The organism is Zoogloea sp., from assembly GCF_044344315.1.
GTDB lineage: Bacteria > Pseudomonadota > Gammaproteobacteria > Burkholderiales > Rhodocyclaceae > Zoogloea.
The window spans coordinates 1-18,455 of record NZ_JBIJDC010000094.1; the positions used below are offsets into that span (position 1 = coordinate 1).

Genomic DNA, 18,455 nt, shown 5'->3' on the forward strand with positions numbered 1-18,455 from the left:
CATGCGCGAGGTGTCCGGGCCCATCATCGCCATCGCCCTCACGCTGGTCGCGGTGTTCGTGCCCCTGGCCTTCATGACCGGCCTCACCGGCCAGTTCTACAAGCAGTTCGCCATGACCATCGCCATCTCCACGGTGATCTCGGCCTTCAACTCCCTGACCCTGTCGCCAGCCCTGGCCGCCCTGCTGCTCAAGGGCCACGACACGCCCCCCGACTGGCTGACGGTGCAGATGCAACGCTGGTTCGGCGGCTTCTTCACGCGCTTCAACCGCTTCTTCAATCGCAGCAGCGAGCGCTACGGCCGCGGCGTCACCGGCGTCATCAACCGCAAGGCCTCCGCCATGGGCGTGTACGCCGTGCTTCTCGGGCTCACCGTGGGGATTTCCTACCTCGTCCCCGGCGGCTTCGTGCCGGCCCAGGACAAGCAGTACCTGGTGAGCTTCACCCAGCTACCGGCCGGCGCCTCCCTGGACCGCACCGAGGCCGTCATCCGCCGCATGGGCGAGATCGCCCTCAAGCAGCCGGGCGTGGAGAGCGCCGTGGCCTTCCCCGGCCTGTCCATCAACGGCTTCACCAACAGCTCCAGCGCCGGCATCGTCTTCGTCACCCTCAAGCCCTTCGCCGAACGCAATTCGCCGGAGCTGTCGGCCGGGGCCATTGCCGGGGCCCTCAACCAGCAGTACGCAGCCATCCAGGAGGCCTTCATCGCCGTCTTTCCGCCGCCGCCGGTGATGGGCCTGGGTACCGTGGGCGGGTTCAAGATGCAGATCGAGGACCGGGGCAGCCTCGGCTACGCCGAGCTGGACAAGGCCGCCAAGGCCTTCATGGCCGCCGCCAGCAAGGCGCCGGAGCTGGGCCCGATGTTCTCCAGCTACCAGATCAACGTCCCCCAGCTGGACGTGGACCTGGACCGCACCAAGGCCAAGCAGCAGGGCGTGGCGGTGACCGACGTGTTCGACACCCTGCAGATCTACCTGGGCTCGCTGTACGTGAATGACTTCAACCGCTTCGGCCGGGTGTACCAGGTGCGCGCCCAGGCCGATGCCGATTTCCGTGCCCAACCGGAGGACATCGGCCGCCTCAAGACCCGCAACGCCAATGGCGAGATGGTGCCCCTGGGTTCCCTGCTGCGGGTCACGCCCACCTACGGCCCGGAGATGGTGGTGCGCTACAACGGCTTCACCGCCGCCGACATCAACGGCGGGCCGGCGCCGGGCTTCTCCTCAGCCCAGGCCGAAGCGGCCGCCGAGCGCATCGCCGCCGAAACCCTGCCCCGCGGCGTGAAGTTCGAATGGACCGACCTCACCTACCAGAAGATCCTGGCGGGCAACGCCGGTGTGTGGGTCTTCCCCATCAGCGTGCTGCTGGTTTTCCTGGTGCTGGCCGCCCAGTACGAGAGCCTGACCCTGCCCCTGGCGGTGATCCTGATCGTGCCCATGAGCATCCTCGCCGCCCTCACCGGCGTGTGGCTGACGGGGGGCGACAACAACATCTTCACCCAGATCGGCCTGATGGTGCTGGTGGGGCTGGCGTGCAAGAACGCCATCCTGATCGTCGAGTTCGCCCGGGAGCTGGAGCTGCAGGGCCACAGCCCGCGGCAGGCCGCCATCGACGCCAGCCGCCTGCGCCTGCGCCCCATCCTGATGACCTCCATCGCCTTCATCATGGGCGTGGTGCCGCTGGTCACCTCCACCGGCGCCGGCGCCGAGATGCGCCACGCCATGGGCATCGCGGTGTTCTTCGGCATGCTGGGCGTGACCCTGTTCGGGCTCTTCCTGACGCCCGTGTTCTACGTGCTGCTGCGTACCCTGGACAAGCGCCACCCCCTCCACTCGGCCGCCGCCCACGAAGCGCCGCTGGTGGCCCCCGTTCATGCCCACGCCGGCCAGGAGTAAGACGATGAAGCTGCAAACCCTTCCCCTGCCCCGCCCCGCCATTGGTCTGCTGGCCAGCCTGCTGCTTCTGGCGGGCTGCTCGGTGGCGCCCGTCTACGACAAACCGGGCATTGCCACCCCGGCCGCCTTCAAGGAGGCAGCCGCCGTCGACGCCAACTGGAAGCCCGCCGAACCCGCCGACAGCGCCGCCCGGGGCGAGTGGTGGCAGGTCTTCGGCGATCCTGTCCTCGACCGCCTGGAGCAGGACGCCATCGCCGCCAATCCGGACCTGCTGGCCGCCGCGGCCCGCCTGGGCCAGGCCCGGGCGCTGGAACAGTCGGCCCGCGCCGCGCGCATTCCGCAGGTCGGCGTCGGCTTCGGCCCGACCCGCCAGCGCCCCTCCCCCGCCTCCCAGGGCCTGGAGGCCGACGCCGACACCCGCGCCACCACCCTGTGGCGGGGCCAGGCCACCATCGCCTATGAGGTGGACCTGTTCGGCCGGCTGGCCAGCGCCGAGGAGGCCGCCCGCCTCGACACCGAACGCCGGGCCGCCCTGTTCGGCGCCACCCTGCTCAGCCTGCAGGCCGACGTGGCCCAGGCCTACTTCCTCATCCGCGAGCTGGACGCCGCCCAAGCCCTGTACGGCGATGTGGTCAAGCTGCGCGCCGACACGGTGAAACTGCTCCAGCGCCGTTTCGAGGAAGGCGACATCGCCGAGCTGGACCTGGCCCGGGCCCGCAGCGAGCTGGCCGCAGCCCGTTCCGAATCCCTGGGCCTGTCCCGCCAGCGCGCCATGGCCGAGCACGCACTGGCCATCCTGCTGGGCAAGCAACCGGCCGAGTTCAGCCTGCCGGCCATGCCCCTGGGCCGCCTGTCCATCGATGTGCCGGCCGGCCTGCCCTCGGCCCTGCTGGAGCGCCGGCCCGACATTGCGGCCGCCGAGCGGGCCATGGCCGCCGCCAACGCCCGCGTCGGCGTGGCCCGGGCGGCCTGGTTCCCACGCCTGTCCCTCACCGGCGCCCTGGGTTACGAATCCGACGGCCTGGGCGACCTTTTCAAGTACGCCAGCCGCAGCTTTGTCTTCGGCCCCCTGGTGGGTACCGCCCTGAGCCTGCCGATCTTCGACGGCGGCGCCCGGGAAGCCGGTGTCAATCAGGCCCGCGCCGCCTACGTGGAAGACAGCGCCCGTTACCGCCAGACCGTGCTGCAGGCCTTCCGCGAAGTGGAGGACAACCTGGCCCAGCTGCGCATCCTCGGCGAACAGCACCGGGAGCAGGACAGCGCCGTCGGCGCGGCCGAACGCGCCGCCCGCATTGCCCGCCTGCAATACCGGGAGGGCGCCGTAAGCTACCTCAACGTCATCGACGCTGAGCGCAGCGTGCTCCAGCAGCAACGCCTGGCCGTGGGCCTGGACGGCGAGCGGGCACGCTCGACGGTCAACCTGATCCGCGCCCTGGGGGGCGGGTGGACGGCGCCGTCCAAGGCCCCCGCTGCCGGTTGAGCCAGCGCCCGGGGCCACCCGGGCAGGCCGAAGCCCGATAAGCTGTCGGGCTTCGGCCTTTCTGCGATCACCACCATGCTCCGACTCCACCCCGGGCGCCTCTCCGGCGCCCTCGTCCTGGCCCTCCTCGCGGCCTCCGCGCCCGCCCTCGCCGGCAAGACCCTGGAGGCCATCAAGGCCAAGGGCCAGATCGCCTGCGGTGTCAGCACCGGCGTGATCGGCTTCTCCGCCGCCGACAGCCAGGGGCAGTGGAAGGGGCTGGACGTGGACGTGTGCAAGGCCATCGCCGCCGCCGTACTGGGCGACCCGAACAAGGTGCGCTGGGTCCCCCTCAGTTCCCAGCAGCGTTTCACAGCCATCCAGTCCGGCGAGGTGGACATCCTGTCCCGTAACACGACCTGGAGCCTGACCCGCGATGCCGCCCTGGGCCTGCACTTCGCCGGGGTCAGCTATTACGACGGCCAGGGATTTCTCGTCCCGAAGAAGCTCAAGGTGACGAGCGCAAAGCAGTTGAAGAACGCCGAGGTGTGCGTGCAGTCGGGCACCACCACCGAGAAGAACCTGGCCGACTACGCCCGGGCCCAGGGCATCAAGCTCAAGCCGGTGGTCTTCGACAAGTTCGAGGCCTCCATCAAGGCCTTCTTCAGCGGCCGCTGCCAGGCCTACACCACCGACGCCTCGGCCCTGGCCTTCATCCGCAGCAAGGAAGCGCCGGTGCCCGACGACTATCTGGTGCTGCCCGAGATCATCTCCAAGGAGCCCCTGGGCCCGGCCGTGCGGCGCGGCGACGATGAGTGGTTCGCCATCGTCAAATGGACTCTCAACGCGCTGATCGAGGCCGAGGAGCTGGGCATCACCCAGGCCAGGGTGGACAGCCTGAAGGCCTCCCCTGACCCGGCCGTGCAGCGCTTTCTCGGCGTGGGTGAAGACCTGGGCAAGAGCCTGGGCCTCGACCGGGAGTGGGCCGCCCGGGCGGTGAAGGCCGTCGGCAACTATGGCGAGATCTTCAACCGCAACGTGGGGGCCGACTCGCCCCTGAAGCTGCCCCGGGGCCTCAATGCCCAGTGGAACAAGGGCGGCATCCTGTACGCCCAGCCCCTGCGCTGAACCATGGCCCGACGCAGCCTCGCCTGGCAGGCGCTGATCCTTGCCGGCCTCGCCCTGCTGGGCTGGTTGCTGGTGGACACCACCGCCAGCCGGCTCCAGGAACGGGGTATCCGCAGTGGCTTCGACTTCCTGCTTGAGCCCGCCGGTTTCGCCCTCGGCGAGAGCCTGCTGCCCTTCGATGCCAGCGACACCACCCTGCGCGCCTTCGCCGCCGGGCTGCTCAACACCCTGCGCGTGGCCCTGCCGGGTGCGGTGCTGGCGGTGCTGATCGGCGTGATCGTGGGCTTCGGGCGGCTGGCCGACAACCCGCTGGTACGCGGGCTCGCCACCGCCATTGTGAACGGGGTGCGCAATGTGCCCCTGCTGCTGCACCTGCTGGCCTGGTACTTCATTCTCACCGATCTGCTGCCGGCGGCCGATGCGGCCCTGCCCCTGGCGCCGGGGGTGTTCCTCAGCAAGTCCGGGCTGGCCCTGCCCTGGTGGGGCGAGGCAGGCTGGGAAGTTCCGGTGCCGGCCGGCTTCGGCATCGACGGTGGCGCCCGCCTGACCCCTGAATACCTGGCCATGCTCATCGGCCTGTCCCTGTACGCCGCGGCCTACATCGCCGAGACCCTGCGCGGCGCCGTGCAGGCTCTGCCGCCGGGGCAGCGTCTGTCGGCCCTCGCCCTGGGCATGACACCCCGCCAGGCCTTTACGCTGGTGCTGCTGCCCCAGGCCTGGCGCGCCGCCCTGCCCCCGGTGACCAGCCAGCTCCTCAACCTGTTCAAGAACGCCTCTCTGGCAGTGGCCATCGGCTACCCGGATCTGGTGTCGGTGGCCGGTACCAGCCTCAACCAGACCGGCCGGGCCATCGAATGCCTGGCCATGGTGATCGCCGTGTACCTGCTGCTGTCGCTGCTGGCGGCGGCGCTCAGCCATGGGCTGGAACGGCGCAGCCTGCGCGGGATGCCGGCATGAGGCTGGCCCACCTGCGCCGCACCCTGTTCGGTGATGCCCTGAACACGGCCTTGAGCCTGCTCGTGCTGGCTGCGGCCGTGCTGGCCCTGCCGCCGCTGCTCGACTGGGCGGTGTTGAAGGCCCGCTTTGCCCCCGACGTGGCGGCCTGCGAAGCCCTCGACCATGCCGGCGCATGCTGGGGCGTGGTCACCGAGAAGGCCCGCTTCATCCTCCTTGGCCGCTATCCCGCCGATGAAGCCTGGCGCCCCATACTCGCCGCCGGGCTGATCACCGGCAGCTGGCTGGCCGCGGCCTACGGTGGGCTGCGCAGCCGGGCCTTGCCCCTGGCCCTGCTGCTTCCCCCGCTGCTCGCCCTGCCCCTGCTGGCCGGCGGCTTTGCCGGCCTGGGCAGCGTACCCACCGAACTGTGGGGCGGCCTGCCCCTGACCCTGCTCCTCACCGGTGCGGGCATGGCCGGAGCGCTGCCCATCGGTATTGCCGTGGCTTATGGACGCCGCTCGCCCCTGCCCCTGCTGCGCGGCCTGCTCACGGCCTATGTGGAGCTGGCCCGGGGGATTCCCCTGGTGGCTGCGCTGTTCATCGCCTCCTTCTTGTTGCCCCTGTTCTTTCCCCAGGGCGTGGCGGTGGACATGCTGTGGCGGGTGCTCATCGCCATCGTGCTGTTCGCTGCGGCCTATCTGTCGGAGATCGTCCGCGGCGGCCTGCAGGCCTTTCCGGCCGGGCAGGTCGATGCGGCCTCGGCCCTGGGTTTCAGCCCCTGGCAGACCCAGCGCTGGATCGTGCTGCCCCAGGTCCTGCGCAACGTGGCCCCGTCCCTGGCCAACAGCGCCATCGCCCTGTTCAAGGACACGTCCCTGGTCACCATTGTCAGTCTCTACGAGCTGACCGGCGCCCTCGGCCTGGCCCTCTCCGGCGATGCCCAGTGGCGGCCCTTCTACCTCGAAGCCTGGCTCTTCATCGCTGCCATCTACTGGCTGGGCTGCGCCCTACTGGCCCGGATCAGCCGGCGTTTCGGCCAGGCCTGACGCCCCCACTGCGGCACTGACGATCTCTGCCAGGCGGCGCACGCCAGGACCGCACATCTCCGGGTCGGCAAACACCAGGTACATATCGACATACCGCTCCTCGGCGCCACCGAGGGGCAGGATGCGCAGCCGGCCATCGTCCAGCTCCCGGGCGATCAGCGCTTCCGGATACCAGGCAAAGCCGTAGCCCGCAGCAGCCGCGGCAATGGACATGGCCATGCTACTGAAGGTCCAGCGCTGCTCGACCTCGATGGTCTGGCTGCGGGAGCTGCGCGTCGAGCCGGTTTCCCGGACTATCAGATGGCGGTGGGCACGCAGGTCCTTCTCACCGAGGGGTCGCCCGAGCCGATGCAGGGGATGCGCCGGGCTGGCTGCGGCCACCAGACGCATCCGCATCAACGGCCGCCCCAGGAAGCCCGGCGGGACATGGGGTGTGATGGCCAGATCGGCCTTGCTGGTGAGCAAGGCCTCGCCGGTTCCGCCCATCACGGACTCGATCACCTCGACCCGGGTCCGCGGCGCCTCGTCGCCAAAACGCGCCAGACAGTCCAGCAGCAGCCCAGGGGGGAAGAGGATCTCCACCGCCAGACCGATCTCCGCCTCCCAGCCCGCGGAGAGTTTGCGGGCCATCTGCTCCAGGTCGCCCGCCTCGCCCACCAGGGCCAGGGCACGCCGGTAGAGCATGCGACCGGTGGCGGTGAGCACCGCCTTGCGGCCCTGGATCTCGAAAGCCTGGACGCCCAGCTGCGATTCGATCTTCTGGACTGCGTAGGTGACGGCGGACTGGCTCTTGTGCAGAGTCTCGGCGGCCTGGGCGTAGCCCCCGGCCTCGACCACCGCGATCAGGGCTCGCCACTGTTCGAGGGAGACATGGGGTACGGGCTGAATCATCTGATTATTCGATTGTTTAAAACGAAATCTTCGTCTTTTTTATCTCTCCGGTAAATCATTTAATACACCCATCGACACCCCACACGGAGAACCACCATGACCACCCTGCTCAAGATCAACGCCAGCCTGTTTTCCACCCAAGGTCAGTCCAGCCAGCTCGCCGAGCGCTTCGTGGCCGCCCGCCTGGCCGCCACCCCCGGGCTGAAAGTCATCAGCCGTGACCTGGGCGCCGAGCCGGTGCCCCACCTGGATGCCGCCCGCTTCCTGTCCTTCCTGGCCAAGCCCGAAGAGCGCAGCGCCGAGCAGCAGGCCGTCGTCGCCTACTCCGACGCCCTGATCGAGGAACTACGCCAGGCCGACGAGATCGTGATCGGCCTGCCCATGTACAACTTCGGCGTGCCTTCCACCCTGAAGGCCTGGTTCGACCACATTGCCCGCGCCGGCGTGACCTTCCGCTACACCGCCACCGGCCCGGAAGGCCTGCTCACCGGCAAGAAGGTGACCATCTTCGCTGCACGTGGCGGGCTGTACGCCGGCACCCCGAAGGACAGCCAGACCACCTACGTGCGTGACTTCCTGGCCTTCATCGGCATCACCGACGTGGAATTTGTTTACGCTGAAGGCCTGAACATGGGCGACGAGAGCAAGGCCGCCGCCCTCACCGCCGCCCACGACAAGCTTGCCGAACTCGCCGCCTGAACAAGGAGAACACCATGAGCACCCGCAGCCTCACCCGGATCATCCCGTCCATCCCCGTCTCCGACGGTGCCGGCGTCAAGCTCCGGCGCAGCCTGGGCCAGAGCCAGGGGCTGCGCCTGGACCCCTTCCTGATGCTCGACGAGTTCGCCTCGGACAATCCGGACGACTACATTGCGGGCTTTCCGCCCCACCCGCACCGGGGCTTCGAGACGGTGACCTACATGCTGGCCGGTGACTTCGAACACGAGGACCACCTGGGCCACAAAGGCCACCTGCGGGGTGGCGGCGCCCAGTGGATGACCGCGGGGCGGGGCATCATCCACTCGGAGATGCCCCTGCAGGAGAGCGGCCGCCTGCATGGCTTCCAGTTCTGGATCAACCTGCCGGCCAAGGAGAAGATGAAGCCCGCCGCCTACCGGGACATCCAGCCGGAGGAGATCCCCGAGGTGACGATCGATGGCGGCAGCGTGAAGGTGGTGGCTGGCAGGCTCGAGACTGCCGACGGGCGGACGGCCGACGGCCCGATCCAGGGGCTCAGCACCGCCCCGCTGTTTCTGGATGTGCGCCTGGAGGCCGGTGCCCGCTTCACCCAATCGGTTGCCGACGGGCACTCGGCCTTCCTGTATCCCTACTCGGGCAGTCTACGTGTGGGCGACGGCGACGGACGTGCCCTTCCGAATCGCCAGGCCGGGGTGTTGTCCGACGGCGACAGCATCGAAGTGCAGGCCGGCGAGGATGGAGGCCATTTCCTGCTGCTGGCAGCACGCCCTATCGGCGAGCCGGTGGTGCAGTACGGCCCCTTCGTGATGAATACGCGGGAAGAGATCGAACAGGCCCTGGCCGACTACCGGGATGGCACGCTGGCAGACTGAGGCGAGAACTTCGGATTGGCGCACATAAGGAAATCGCCGCGAGCGGTATCGGGCCGCGCGGTGGATTTCTTCACAAACGCTCAGGCAACCACTTCGTCCGGGTCGGGCTCGTCACGGAAATTCCGGGCGATCGAGGCAAACTCGCCAGCCACCTGGATGAGCGCGTCGACGATGTCGGGATCAAAGTGACTGCCTCTGTCCTCCACGATCATGGCGAGAGCCTGCTCGTGGGGGAAAGGCGGCTTGTAGACACGCCGGGAGATGAGCGCGTCGTAAACGTCGGCCACGGCCATCAGCCGGGCTGAAAGGGGAATGGCATCGCCGGACTGCCCCTGGGGATAGCCGGTTCCGTCCCAGCGCTCGTGGTGCCCATATGCGATTTCCGCGGCATAACGCAGGAAAGAGGCATCGGCCACCTCACCCAGGGCTTTCTCGGCCTGGAGAATGGCATTGCGCCCGTATTCGCAGTGCTGCTTCATGATTACCCACTCTTCGGGCGTGAGCTTGCCCTTCTTGAGCAGGATAGCGTCCGGCGTGGCCACCTTGCCCACATCGTGAAGAGGCGCTGACTTGAAGAGCAGCTGGATGACCTCCTCGTCCAGTTCGGCCTTGAAGCGTGGATGCTCACGCAGGGCTTCGGCCAGGATGCGTACGTAGTGCTGGGTGCGCCGGATGTGGTTGCCGGTTTCATTGTCGCGAGCTTCAGCCAGGGCACAGAAAGCAGTGATGGTGGCAGCCTGGGCAGCGATCACCTCCTGCTTGCTGGCCACAAGCCGGCGGGACTGTTCGCTGATCTCGGCCGTGCGCTCTGCCACCAGAAGTTCGAGGTCGGCGTTGCGACGTTCCAGCGCCCGCGTCGCCCGGGACAAGGCCAGGTGGGTGCGTACCCGGGCCATGACCACGGCGGGCGAAATGGGCTTGTGGATGAAGTCCTCCGCACCCAAGGAAAAACCCAGCTCTTCGTCCTCGGGCCGGTCCAGCCCGGTCAGGAACATGACCGGAATGGTGCGGGTGGATTCGGATGACTTGAGGCGCCGGCACACCTCAAAACCATCAAGCTCGGGCATCATCACATCCAACAGGATGAGGTCCGCGACGCCGCCTGCAGCCAGGTAGCCCATGGCCTCAGAGCCACTGGTGGCGGGATGCACCTCGTACTGCTCGGAAAGAACATCTTCCAGGATCAGCAGATTATCCGCCTGATCGTCCACTATCAGCACGTGGGCGCGCTGTCTCATGCCTTACTCCTGGCTCTACAATCGATTCGAGAGACTAACAACGGCCTGCCACCCCTGTTCTATAGCGCAGAAAGTCTGCTTCAGCGATTTCCGTCTTCCTGGCTACCCGCAACCATTGACCCCATGGCCCTGATCCACAGCTTTCCGGCTGCCGCAAACCCCGACGCCCACACCCTGATCCTTGGCAGCATGCCCGGTGACGCATCGCTGCGTGCGGGCGAATACTATGCGAATCCGAGGAATCATTTCTGGAAAATTCTGGGCGCCCTCGTGGGAGCCGGCCCCGACCTCCCCTACCCTTCCCGTCTCGAAAGGCTGACCGGCGCCGGCTTCGCCCTTTGGGATGTCCTGCGCAGCTGCGAGCGCCAGGGCAGCTTGGACAGCAGCATCATTTCGTCCACCATCACGCCCAACGATTTCGCCACCTTTCTTGCCGCCCACCCGGATGTGCAACGGATCTTCTTCAACGGTACGGCAGCGGAAACGGCCTTCCGCCGCTTCGTGATCCCGGCATTGCCAACCTTGCGGTGCAGCCTTCACCGGATGCCCTCGACAAGCCCGGCCAATGCCCGTTTTACACTCAAAAATCATCTTGAAGCGTGGCAGATCCTGACCGTACCGGACTCGGCGCCTCAGTGCTCGAGGACGTAGGTTCCGGGCGCATCCGCCAGAGCAGGATAGGCTTTGCCTGCAACCGGTGCCGCATCCACCAGCTCACCCGCCTGGGGCTTGAGCCAGGCCATCCAGTCCTCCCACCAGCTACCGGCATTCTCGACGGCCTTGGTACGCCAGCCGTCGGCCGTATCACTGCGCCGCGCGGGTGCAACCCAGTACTGCCGCTTCGCCGGTTTGACGGGAGGATTGACGATGCCCAGGATGTGCCCGGAGCTGGAGAGGACGAAACGCTTCGGTCCTGCCACATAGTTCATGGTGCGGAAAGTCTGCCGCCAGGGCGCAATGTGGTCGTCTTCTGCCGACACGGCATAGACAGGCTGGACGATGGCGCCGAGATCAATGGGCTCTCCCGCCACGGTGAGGGCGTCTTTCTCGATCAACTTGTTGTGCAGGTAGAGCTCCCGCAGATACCAGGAGTGCATCGCATAGGGCATTCGCGTGGTGTCCATGTTCCAGAACAGCACGTCGAAGGGCGGCGGCGCTTCACCATACAGCCAGCCGTGCACGACGTAATGCCAGATCAGGCTGTTGGAGCGCAGCAGGCGGAAGGACGATGCCATTTCTGCTCCGTCCAGATAGCCCTTGCGCTCCATGTTCTGGGTGATGAAGCGGATGCTCCCTTCATCCACAAAGACTTCGATGTCACCCGGCTTGTGGAAGTCCACCAGCGTGGTAAACAGGGTGAAGTGGGCAACCGGAACATCTTCCGGCGCAAAGTGGCGGTTGGCCCACGCCATGTAGGTGCTCAGCGCCGTGCCGCCGATGCAGTAGCCAACGGCATGTACCTTGGCCGCACCCGTCAGGCCTCTTGCCGTATCCACCAAGGCCTGGACGCCTTCGATCAGGTAGTCGTCGAAACTGACATCGCGCATCTCTTCGCCGGGATTTTTCCAGCTGGTGATGAACACCTCGAATCCCTGCGCGAGCAGGTAGCGGATCATGCTCTTCTTCGGGTTGAGATCGAGGATGTAGAACTTGTTGATCCACGGAGTGACGATGACGATGGGCGTTTGACGCACCTGCTTGCAGGTCGGCGTGTAATGGAGGACTTCGAGCAGCCGGTTGCGGAACACCACCTTGCCCGGCGTCGTCGCCAGGTTTTCGCCAACCTTGAAGTCGCCGGGATCCGTCATCCGGATGTTCCCGGCCTCGACATCCGCCAGGAAGTTGCGGAAGCCCCGCAGCAGGCTTTCCCCTTTCGACTCGATGGCCATGCGCATGGCCACAGGGTTGGTCCACAGAAAATTCGTCGGCGCGACAGCATTCAGCCAGTTGCGCCACCAGAACGCAGCCCTGCGCCGCTCTTTCTGGGAAAGCCCCGGTGTTTCATAGAGCATGTCCTGCATGTGGTGGGTCAACACCAGGTACCACTCCTTGGAGAGGTCCCAGGTCGGTGACTCTTCCCACACCGGGTCGGCGAAACGGGGGTCGTCGTCATGGGGCTTGACGGGATCCGTGCTCGGCAAGCCAAGTATCCGCCGCCAGCTGTGCCACTGGAGCGTCCATAGGCTGGACGACACCTTGGCCATCGCCTCTGCCAGCTCCTGGGGATGCGCTGCCCAAGCCAACTGGGCATGGACCAGCGGCGCGGCCATGCCCAAGGGATCAATGGACGACTCCACCGAGTCGTGGAACTGCTGAATCGACTTGCGCGCCAGATCGATCGGGGGCGCGGATCCGTGACGGGTCATGATGATCACTCCTGAAAGTCTTGATGCGGGATGCACATCCTGAACATCGGACTCCATGACTTGAATCCTGAGCCCGCCTTAGTGCGCCCCGATTGACATTGGTCAAGCCAAGTACGATGAGCACGCGCCCTATAATGGACGTACTCAGGCCCATGCAGGAGCAATTCAATGTTCAAGAACATTCTCGTTCCCACCGATGGTTCCGAACTGTCCGATTCGACGGTTGCGCGAGCCGTCAGTTTCGCCAGTGAGGCGGGCGCCCGCATCACTTTCTTCTATGCACAGCCCGATTTCCCCATGCCGATCTACGGGGAGGGTGCCCTGATTGACCCCACAACCCCCGAACAGTTCAGTCGTGCCGCAGCCCAGGAAGCGGAGCGCATCCTGGCCAAAGCCCGAGCTGCAGCCGACGCAGCGGGCGTTTCTTCGTCTACAGACACCCAGGTAAGCGAAGTTCCTTACGAAGCCATCATTGAAGCTGTCGAGCGCAACCAATGCGATCTGATTTTCATGGCATCCCATGGCCGACGAGGACTGAGCGGGTTTCTTTTGGGAAGCGAAACCCAGAAGGTTCTGACCCACAGCAAGATACCTGTGCTGGTTTATCGCTGAGCTTCCCGGATACGCATGCAAAAAGGCCTCGCTGCTGGCGAGGCCTTTTTGTTGCTGCATGCCGACACCTTCGTCGGTACTCTCATCCTGCTAGTCAGATGCGCTCTGATTGATTTCAGCAGCGGTTCGCTGGAAGAAAAGCGTCATCAGGCTTGATCCGGCACACACGAACCAGAATCCGAAGAAGCCGATGGAGTAAGTGGCAATGGGCGAAAAATAAACCGGCTGCCCAAACAGATAAAGCTCCTGGGGAGCGATCACCGTAAAAAAAACGATCTCGGCAATACCCGCAACCAAGAATGAAGGCCACAAGACCTGAATCAGTTTCATCATGCTCCGGCTCCATGAGGGCGGGCTCTGGGCCCTACCCTCAACTATGCGAACGTCTTTCGTCCTCAGCGATATGGGTCTTCGCAAAGCGGTAGAGATAAACCCCCATCACGACGACAAAACCGATGGTAAACAGGCTCAAGAGCCCAATATCGGTACTGAACAACTCTTTCCAGGCCATGACATCCTCCTTGTCAATCTACAGGTTTGAGATCGGCTGAATCAATCCGGATCTCCGTCTCTGTGGGGAGGAATGCGGTCCCTGACAGCCGCCAGCTGCGGGACTCGTCTTCTAGTAGAACTTTCCAGTGCGCGGTACTCAGGGACAACGGGATAGCCGCGCTATAAACCCCGCTCTTGCGCTCCAGCACCAGCTTCTGGTCGAGCCCACCACGGGTGGGATGCGCCAAAGTTGCGGTTACGTGGCTGGGCAAATCGACGCCAGGCTTGGCCGACAATTCAACAGATAAGGACTCTGCAGAAAAGCGGACACGGGCAACCAGCCCCATGTCCTGCGCTACCGTGGCCCGCGCCAGCGTCTGGTTGATCGCTAGTCCCTGCTTGTAGTAGTCGTCCGTAACCAGCCCATCGAAAGTCGTGATGGCAAGCCAGAGCGTAATACCGCCGGCAACGATCGCCGTTGCAGGCATCAGCATCAGCAGCCAGGTCCAGCGCTCCTTGTACCAGGGGGTTGGACTACGCTTGGCTTCGGTTGCGGACATGTTCATGGAGTCGAATCTCTATCGTGGAATGAGGAATGCAGTTTTTTCACGAACAGAGACCGTCTCGTCATCGAGCGCCTTGACCTCAATGTAGACCGTATTGGAGCCAGGCTTGCCAGACTCAGGCGGAACTGCAACCTCCACCGTAACGGCCTTGAGGCCAGCAGCGTCCACCTCAAAGGGCTCTGCCGGCGTGATCTTCACACCATCAAGCCCGCTGGCCGACAAGGCAAAGCGACGCGGCTTTTCGGTCATGTTCATGACCTGGAGATTGTACACGTTGGCGATCAAGCCCCCTTCGACTTCTCTGCTAAGGGTCGAGCGATCCTTGATCACGTCGACCCGCAGGGTGGAGCGCGTCGCCAGACCCCAGACAAAGGCACCGCAGATGGCAATCAGGACGATGGCGTAGATGAGGATCCGCGGCCGCATGACGTGCCCGATGATCTCCTTCATACCCCAGTGACGCTTCATCGCGTTCTCGGTCGTGTAGCGGATGAGCCCCTTCGGGTAGTTCATCTTTTCCATGACCTGATCGCAGGCGTCAATGCACGCCGCACAGCCAATGCACTCGTATTGCATGCCGTCGCGAATATCGATGCCCGTCGGACAAACCTGCACACAGATCCCGCAATCAACACAATCACCCTTGGAGAGGGTCTTCGGATCAAGACCTTTCTTGCGCGGGCCGCGGGGCTCGCCACGTTCGGGGTCATAGGTGATGACCAGCGTATCCGGGTCGAACATGACCCCCTGGAAGCGGGCGTAAGGACACATGTACTTGCAAACCTGCTCGCGCATCACGCCGGCAAACAGGTAAGTGAAACCGCCGTAGAAGAAGATCCAGAAGAGCTCCCAGGGACCAAAACTGAAGGTAAGGGCTTCGTTCACCAATTCGCGGATCGGCGTGAAATAGCCCACCAGAGTGAAGCCCGTCCATAGGGATATCGCACCCCACGCCCCAAACTTCGCCGCCTTGATGCCAAGTTTGCGCCCGCTCATCGGCGCCGCGTCCAGTTTCATGCGCTGGCTGCGATTGCCCTCGATCTTCTCCTCGACCCACATAAAAATCTCGGTGTAGACCGTCTGCGGGCAGGCATAGCCACACCACAGACGCCCCGCCACTGCGGTGAAGAAAAACAGTGCATATGCGCTGATGATCAGAAGAATAGCCAGGAAGAACACATCCTGGGGCCAGAAAACCCACCCGAAAATGTAGAACTTCCGCTCTACCACATCCAGCAGAACCGCCTGTCGATCACCCCACGGCAACCAGCACAGACCATAGAAAATCAGCTGGGTCGCCCAGACAAGAATCCATCGCCAGGTGGCAAACAGCCCTGTCACAGCACGGGGGTAGACCTTCTGCCGGACGGCATAGAGGGTGTCGTCAGATTCTGCTGAAGCCTTCAACTTCGGTTCAGCGCTCTTCGGGGTCTGGGTGTCTGGCTGGCTCATGATTGCCAAATAATAATATTCTAATATTCTTGTTCAAAAACTCCCCGGGGCATGCCCGGGGAATCGATCAGCAGGAGCAAGAACCACTCCTCCAAAAACTTACTTCTTTTCTTCCGCCGGCGCTGCGCCCTTGGAGACGCTCAACACATAAGCTGCAAGCAAGTGTACCTTGTCTTCACCGAGGAAGTCCTTGAAAGCAGGCATCTGGTTTGTGCGACCGTTTGTCACAGTCTCGATGATGGTCGCTTCAGAAGACCCATACAGCCAGGTCTTGTCGGTCAGGTTCGGCGCACCGAGAGCGGGAGTGCCCTTGGCTTCCGGACCGTGACAGGCCACGCAATTCGCCGTAAACAGTTCCTTGCCACGCTGGGCGCGCAGGGAATCATGAGCGAGACCCGACAGGGAACGAACGTAGTTGGCGACATCCTTGGTGCCATCAGCGCCCAGAGCCGGCCCGAACGGCGGCATCATGCCCATGCGGCCACCCAGCACGGTGGTGCGGATGGTCTCGGGTTCACCACCGTACAGCCAGTCTGCGTCGGTCAGATTGGGGAAGCCCTTGGCACCCTTCGCGTCGGCACCGTGGCACTGGGCGCAGTAGGTCAGGAACAGACGCTGCCCCATGGCATTGGCTTCCTTGTCGCCGGCGACGGCGTTCAGATCCATGCTACGGAACTTGGCGAAGATCGGACCGTACTTCTCGGCGGCAGCCTTTTGCTCAGCCTGCCACTGCCCGCCTGAGGACCACCCCAGCTTGCCCTGGTTGTTGCCGAAGCCGGGGTACATGGACAGATAGACGATCGCAAAGATGATCGTGATCCAGAACATGTACATCCACCAGCGAGGCAGCGGATTGTTGTACTCCTGCAGGGTCTCATCCCAGATGTGATCGTGCAGGCCCACCGGACCGGAGGTCCGCTTCGTCATGTTTGAGACGAGCACGAACACGCAGAAGCCGATGCTCAGAAACACCAGCACCATCACATAGGCGTTCCAGAAACCGCTAACAAAGTCAGCCATTTTTATTTCCTTCCTTGGTTTGCCGTCCCGCGTCGGGAGCCGGCAAGTCGTCCTCGCTGAACGGCAGGAGCGCTGCCTCGTCGAATCCCTTCCGCGCCCGTCCGCTGTATGCCCAGAGGCTGATGCCGATGAAGCACACAAAACCCAGGACGGTCACAACCGTACGCGCATCATTGATATCCACGCTCACGCTCCTTCGTTCTCAGAATGGTCTTTCCCGACAGCATCAACTGCCAGGATTGAGCTCCACTCGGCGGGCTTCAGCATTGTCGCCCGAACCGGTGATGCTGACAGGCGGCTTCATGTTGATCCTGTCTTCTGCCACACCGGCAGCCTTCAGGGCTTCACGAACAGCCTTCGCACGCTCCTTGGCGAGTTCGAGGTTCTTCTCCACGTCGCCGCTCTTGTCGGTGTAACCCGTCACATCGACCTTTGCATCTGCCTTGTCCTTGAGGAACTTGGCCGTTGCGTCGACTGCAGCGGCGGCATCAGCGGGAAGCGTGCTGGAGCCGACCTCGAAGAAGACCTTGCCGAGGGCATCGGCTGCAGCCGCAGCCGCCGGGGCTGCTTCTGCGGCAGGCGCGGCAGCCGGAGCCTTGCCGGCTTGAAGGGCAGTACCAAGCCCCTGCAGGTAAGCCACCAGCGCGTCGAGCTCGGTCTTGCCTTCAAGCGCCTTGCGGGCACCCTGGATTTCCTCGTCGGTGTAGGGCACGCCCACCTTGCGCAGCGCCTTCATCTTGGCTTCGATGTCGTCGGACTTGGCCGGACGATCGAGCCACGGGAAGGCCGGCATGTTGGACTCCGGCACCACGTCACGCGGGTTGATCAGGTGGATGCGATGCCACTGATCCGAGTAACGACCGCCAACGCGATGAAGGTCAGGACCGGTACGCTTGGAGCCCCACTGGAAGGGGTGGTCATACACGTATTCACCAGCGACGGAGTAGTGACCATAACGCTCGGTCTCCGCACGGAACGGACGAATCATCTGGGAATGGCAGTTGTAGCAGCCTTCGCGGATATAAACGTCACGCCCCACCAGACGGACCGGATCGTAAGGCTTGAGGCCCTCGACCGGGGTCGTCGTGGAATGCTGGAAGAACAGCGGAACGATCTCCACCAGACCGCCAATACTCACGGTCAGCAGCGTGAAGACGATCAGCCAGCCAACCTTGCGTTCAATAAAGTCGTGATTCGATTGAGCCATGATTATTATTCCTCCCGATCAGGCGTGGGCGCCGGCAGGTGCCAGCACCGGAGCTTCATAGGCCTTCTGACCGGCAATCGTCTTGATCATGTTGTAGAACATGATCAGCATGCCGCCCAGGAACAGCACACCACCCAGGACACGAATGGCCCAGAACGGGTAGCTGGCCTTCACGGATTCAACGAAGGAGTAGGTCAGGGTGCCGTCCGGGTTGGTGGCACGCCACATCAGGCCCTGCATCACACCAGAGATCCACATGGAAGCGATGTACAGCACGATGCCGATGGTCGCGATCCAGAAGTGGGTGGTGATCAGCTTGGTCGAGTACATCTCGGTCTTGCCGTACATGCGCGGGATCAGGTAGTACATGGCGCCGATGGACACCATGGCGACCCAGCCCAGAGCACCGGAGTGCACATGGCCGACGGTCCAGTCGGTGTAGTGCGACAGCGCATTGACCGTCTTGATGGACATCATCGGACCTTCGAAGGTCGACATGCCATAGAAGGACAGGGAAGTAATCAGGAACTTCAGGATCGGGTCGGTGCGCAGCTTATGCCAGGCGCCGGACAGGGTC

The 18,455-nt window shown here is 64.2% G+C and carries 19 protein-coding genes and 2 pseudogenes; 9 read left to right on the top strand and 12 right to left on the bottom strand.

All coding sequences use genetic code 11. From position 1 onward, the window contains the following. The 5 genes from ACIQ09_RS17110 to ACIQ09_RS17130 form a co-directional block, all read left to right on the top strand. On the top strand, nucleotides 1-1,894 hold a 1,894-nt coding region (locus ACIQ09_RS17110), incomplete at its 5' end, for an efflux RND transporter permease subunit (RefSeq protein ID WP_398312615.1). A gap of 4 nt (nucleotides 1,895-1,898) precedes the next feature. Beyond that, nucleotides 1,899-3,374, top strand: a complete 1,476-nt coding sequence (locus tag ACIQ09_RS17115; RefSeq protein WP_398312618.1) for an efflux transporter outer membrane subunit — start codon at nucleotides 1,899-1,901, stop codon at nucleotides 3,372-3,374. A gap of 75 nt (nucleotides 3,375-3,449) precedes the next feature. Beyond that, nucleotides 3,450-4,481, top strand: coding sequence for an amino acid ABC transporter substrate-binding protein (locus ACIQ09_RS17120; protein ID WP_398312621.1), 1,032 nt, complete (start codon nucleotides 3,450-3,452; stop codon nucleotides 4,479-4,481). Between the two features lie 3 nt (nucleotides 4,482-4,484). Beyond that, nucleotides 4,485-5,438, top strand: a complete 954-nt coding sequence (locus tag ACIQ09_RS17125; protein ID WP_398312624.1) for an ABC transporter permease subunit — start codon at nucleotides 4,485-4,487, stop codon at nucleotides 5,436-5,438. Continuing rightward, nucleotides 5,435-6,463 (top strand): amino acid ABC transporter permease, encoded by a 1,029-nt coding sequence (locus ACIQ09_RS17130; RefSeq protein ID WP_398312627.1) that lies wholly within the window; start codon nucleotides 5,435-5,437, stop codon nucleotides 6,461-6,463. The genes ACIQ09_RS17125 and ACIQ09_RS17130 overlap by 4 nt, the downstream gene beginning before the upstream one ends. Here ACIQ09_RS17130 and ACIQ09_RS17135 read toward each other — a convergent pair. After that, complete coding sequence (locus tag ACIQ09_RS17135; RefSeq protein WP_398312630.1) at nucleotides 6,425-7,354, bottom strand: LysR family transcriptional regulator; 930 nt, start codon at nucleotides 7,352-7,354, stop codon at nucleotides 6,425-6,427. The genes ACIQ09_RS17130 and ACIQ09_RS17135 overlap by 39 nt on opposite strands. A 96-nt stretch (nucleotides 7,355-7,450) precedes the next feature. Between ACIQ09_RS17135 and ACIQ09_RS17140 the strand changes: the two genes are divergently transcribed. Together ACIQ09_RS17140 and ACIQ09_RS17145 are read left to right on the top strand one after the other, a co-directional pair. Continuing rightward, a complete protein-coding gene (locus ACIQ09_RS17140; RefSeq protein WP_398312633.1) occupies nucleotides 7,451-8,053 on the top strand; it encodes an FMN-dependent NADH-azoreductase in 603 nt (200 codons plus the stop codon). A gap of 14 nt (nucleotides 8,054-8,067) precedes the next feature. Beyond that, nucleotides 8,068-8,925, top strand: a complete 858-nt coding sequence (locus ACIQ09_RS17145) for a pirin family protein (RefSeq protein WP_398312636.1) — start codon at nucleotides 8,068-8,070, stop codon at nucleotides 8,923-8,925. An 80-nt stretch (nucleotides 8,926-9,005) separates the two neighbouring features. On the opposite strand, the gene ACIQ09_RS17150 is transcribed toward ACIQ09_RS17145, so the two are convergent. Continuing rightward, complete coding sequence (locus ACIQ09_RS17150) at nucleotides 9,006-10,163, bottom strand: HD domain-containing phosphohydrolase (RefSeq protein WP_398312639.1); 1,158 nt, start codon at nucleotides 10,161-10,163, stop codon at nucleotides 9,006-9,008. Between the two features lie 123 nt (nucleotides 10,164-10,286). Here ACIQ09_RS17150 and ACIQ09_RS17155 point away from each other — a divergent pair, with 123 nt between their 5' ends. Further along, a complete protein-coding gene (locus ACIQ09_RS17155; RefSeq protein ID WP_398312642.1) occupies nucleotides 10,287-10,814 on the top strand; it encodes a DNA-deoxyinosine glycosylase in 528 nt (175 codons plus the stop codon). Here ACIQ09_RS17155 and ACIQ09_RS17160 read toward each other — a convergent pair. Continuing rightward, a complete protein-coding gene (locus tag ACIQ09_RS17160) occupies nucleotides 10,796-12,433 on the bottom strand; it encodes a PHA/PHB synthase family protein (protein WP_398312664.1) in 1,638 nt (545 codons plus the stop codon). The genes ACIQ09_RS17155 and ACIQ09_RS17160 overlap by 19 nt on opposite strands. Nucleotides 12,434-12,697: 264 nt before the next feature. On the opposite strand from ACIQ09_RS17160, the gene ACIQ09_RS17165 reads away from it, so the two are divergent. Further along, nucleotides 12,698-13,141, top strand: a complete 444-nt coding sequence (locus tag ACIQ09_RS17165; RefSeq protein WP_398312645.1) for a universal stress protein — start codon at nucleotides 12,698-12,700, stop codon at nucleotides 13,139-13,141. Between the two features lie 90 nt (nucleotides 13,142-13,231). Here the strand turns inward: ACIQ09_RS17165 and ACIQ09_RS17170 are convergent, their stop codons facing one another. The 9 genes and pseudogenes from ACIQ09_RS17170 to ACIQ09_RS17210 form a co-directional block, all read right to left on the bottom strand. Continuing rightward, nucleotides 13,232-13,474, bottom strand: coding sequence for a hypothetical protein (locus tag ACIQ09_RS17170; RefSeq protein ID WP_398312648.1), 243 nt, complete (start codon nucleotides 13,472-13,474; stop codon nucleotides 13,232-13,234). A gap of 37 nt (nucleotides 13,475-13,511) precedes the next feature. Continuing rightward, nucleotides 13,512-13,652, bottom strand: a complete 141-nt coding sequence (locus ACIQ09_RS17175; protein WP_347249806.1) for a DUF3149 domain-containing protein — start codon at nucleotides 13,650-13,652, stop codon at nucleotides 13,512-13,514. Nucleotides 13,653-13,665: 13 nt separating this feature from the next. Next, nucleotides 13,666-14,199 carry a FixH family protein gene (locus ACIQ09_RS17180; protein WP_398312651.1) on the bottom strand — a complete coding sequence of 178 codons (534 nt, stop codon included), beginning with the start codon at nucleotides 14,197-14,199 and terminating at the stop codon, nucleotides 13,666-13,668. 12 nt (nucleotides 14,200-14,211) lie between these two features. Further along, complete coding sequence (gene ccoG, locus ACIQ09_RS17185; protein ID WP_398312654.1) at nucleotides 14,212-15,651, bottom strand: cytochrome c oxidase accessory protein CcoG; 1,440 nt, start codon at nucleotides 15,649-15,651, stop codon at nucleotides 14,212-14,214. A 99-nt stretch (nucleotides 15,652-15,750) separates the two neighbouring features. Then, complete coding sequence (gene ccoP, locus ACIQ09_RS17190; protein WP_398312657.1) at nucleotides 15,751-16,671, bottom strand: cytochrome-c oxidase, cbb3-type subunit III; 921 nt, start codon at nucleotides 16,669-16,671, stop codon at nucleotides 15,751-15,753. Further along, nucleotides 16,664-16,855: a cbb3-type cytochrome c oxidase subunit 3 gene (locus ACIQ09_RS17195; RefSeq protein ID WP_296404982.1), complete on the bottom strand. Its 192-nt coding sequence runs from the start codon at nucleotides 16,853-16,855 to the stop codon at nucleotides 16,664-16,666. The genes ccoP and ACIQ09_RS17195 overlap by 8 nt, the downstream gene beginning before the upstream one ends. Nucleotides 16,856-16,897: 42 nt before the next feature. Then, nucleotides 16,898-17,182 (bottom strand): annotated as a pseudogene (locus ACIQ09_RS17200) (OmpA family protein); the annotation flags it as partial. Between the two features lie 90 nt (nucleotides 17,183-17,272). Further along, nucleotides 17,273-17,878: pseudogene (gene ccoO / locus ACIQ09_RS17205) on the bottom strand (cytochrome-c oxidase, cbb3-type subunit II); the annotation flags it as partial. Nucleotides 17,879-17,896: 18 nt separating this feature from the next. Continuing rightward, a partial coding sequence (locus ACIQ09_RS17210) for a cbb3-type cytochrome c oxidase subunit I (protein WP_398312661.1) occupies nucleotides 17,897-18,455 on the bottom strand: 559 nt, incomplete at its 5' end.

Bases quoted from the DNA above. Each gene is read 5' to 3' on its own strand.
- ACIQ09_RS17115 (WP_398312618.1), top strand. From the start codon at position 1,899: ATGAAGCTGCAAACCCTTCCCCTGCCCCGCCCCGCCATTGGTCTGCTG.
- ACIQ09_RS17120 (WP_398312621.1), top strand. From the start codon at position 3,450: ATGCTCCGACTCCACCCCGGGCGCCTCTCCGGCGCCCTCGTCCTGGCC.
- ACIQ09_RS17125 (WP_398312624.1), top strand. From the start codon at position 4,485: ATGGCCCGACGCAGCCTCGCCTGGCAGGCGCTGATCCTTGCCGGCCTC.
- ACIQ09_RS17130 (WP_398312627.1), top strand. From the start codon at position 5,435: ATGAGGCTGGCCCACCTGCGCCGCACCCTGTTCGGTGATGCCCTGAAC.
- ACIQ09_RS17135 (WP_398312630.1), bottom strand. From the start codon at position 7,354: ATGATTCAGCCCGTACCCCATGTCTCCCTCGAACAGTGGCGAGCCCTG.
- ACIQ09_RS17140 (WP_398312633.1), top strand. From the start codon at position 7,451: ATGACCACCCTGCTCAAGATCAACGCCAGCCTGTTTTCCACCCAAGGT.
- ACIQ09_RS17145 (WP_398312636.1), top strand. From the start codon at position 8,068: ATGAGCACCCGCAGCCTCACCCGGATCATCCCGTCCATCCCCGTCTCC.
- ACIQ09_RS17150 (WP_398312639.1), bottom strand. From the start codon at position 10,163: ATGAGACAGCGCGCCCACGTGCTGATAGTGGACGATCAGGCGGATAAT.
- ACIQ09_RS17155 (WP_398312642.1), top strand. From the start codon at position 10,287: ATGGCCCTGATCCACAGCTTTCCGGCTGCCGCAAACCCCGACGCCCAC.
- ACIQ09_RS17160 (WP_398312664.1), bottom strand. From the start codon at position 12,433: ATGGCCGCGCCGCTGGTCCATGCCCAGTTGGCTTGGGCAGCGCATCCC.
- ACIQ09_RS17165 (WP_398312645.1), top strand. From the start codon at position 12,698: ATGTTCAAGAACATTCTCGTTCCCACCGATGGTTCCGAACTGTCCGAT.
- ACIQ09_RS17170 (WP_398312648.1), bottom strand. From the start codon at position 13,474: ATGATGAAACTGATTCAGGTCTTGTGGCCTTCATTCTTGGTTGCGGGT.
- ACIQ09_RS17175 (WP_347249806.1), bottom strand. From the start codon at position 13,652: ATGGCCTGGAAAGAGTTGTTCAGTACCGATATTGGGCTCTTGAGCCTG.
- ACIQ09_RS17180 (WP_398312651.1), bottom strand. From the start codon at position 14,199: ATGAACATGTCCGCAACCGAAGCCAAGCGTAGTCCAACCCCCTGGTAC.
- ccoG (WP_398312654.1), bottom strand. From the start codon at position 15,651: ATGAGCCAGCCAGACACCCAGACCCCGAAGAGCGCTGAACCGAAGTTG.
- ccoP (WP_398312657.1), bottom strand. From the start codon at position 16,671: ATGGCTGACTTTGTTAGCGGTTTCTGGAACGCCTATGTGATGGTGCTG.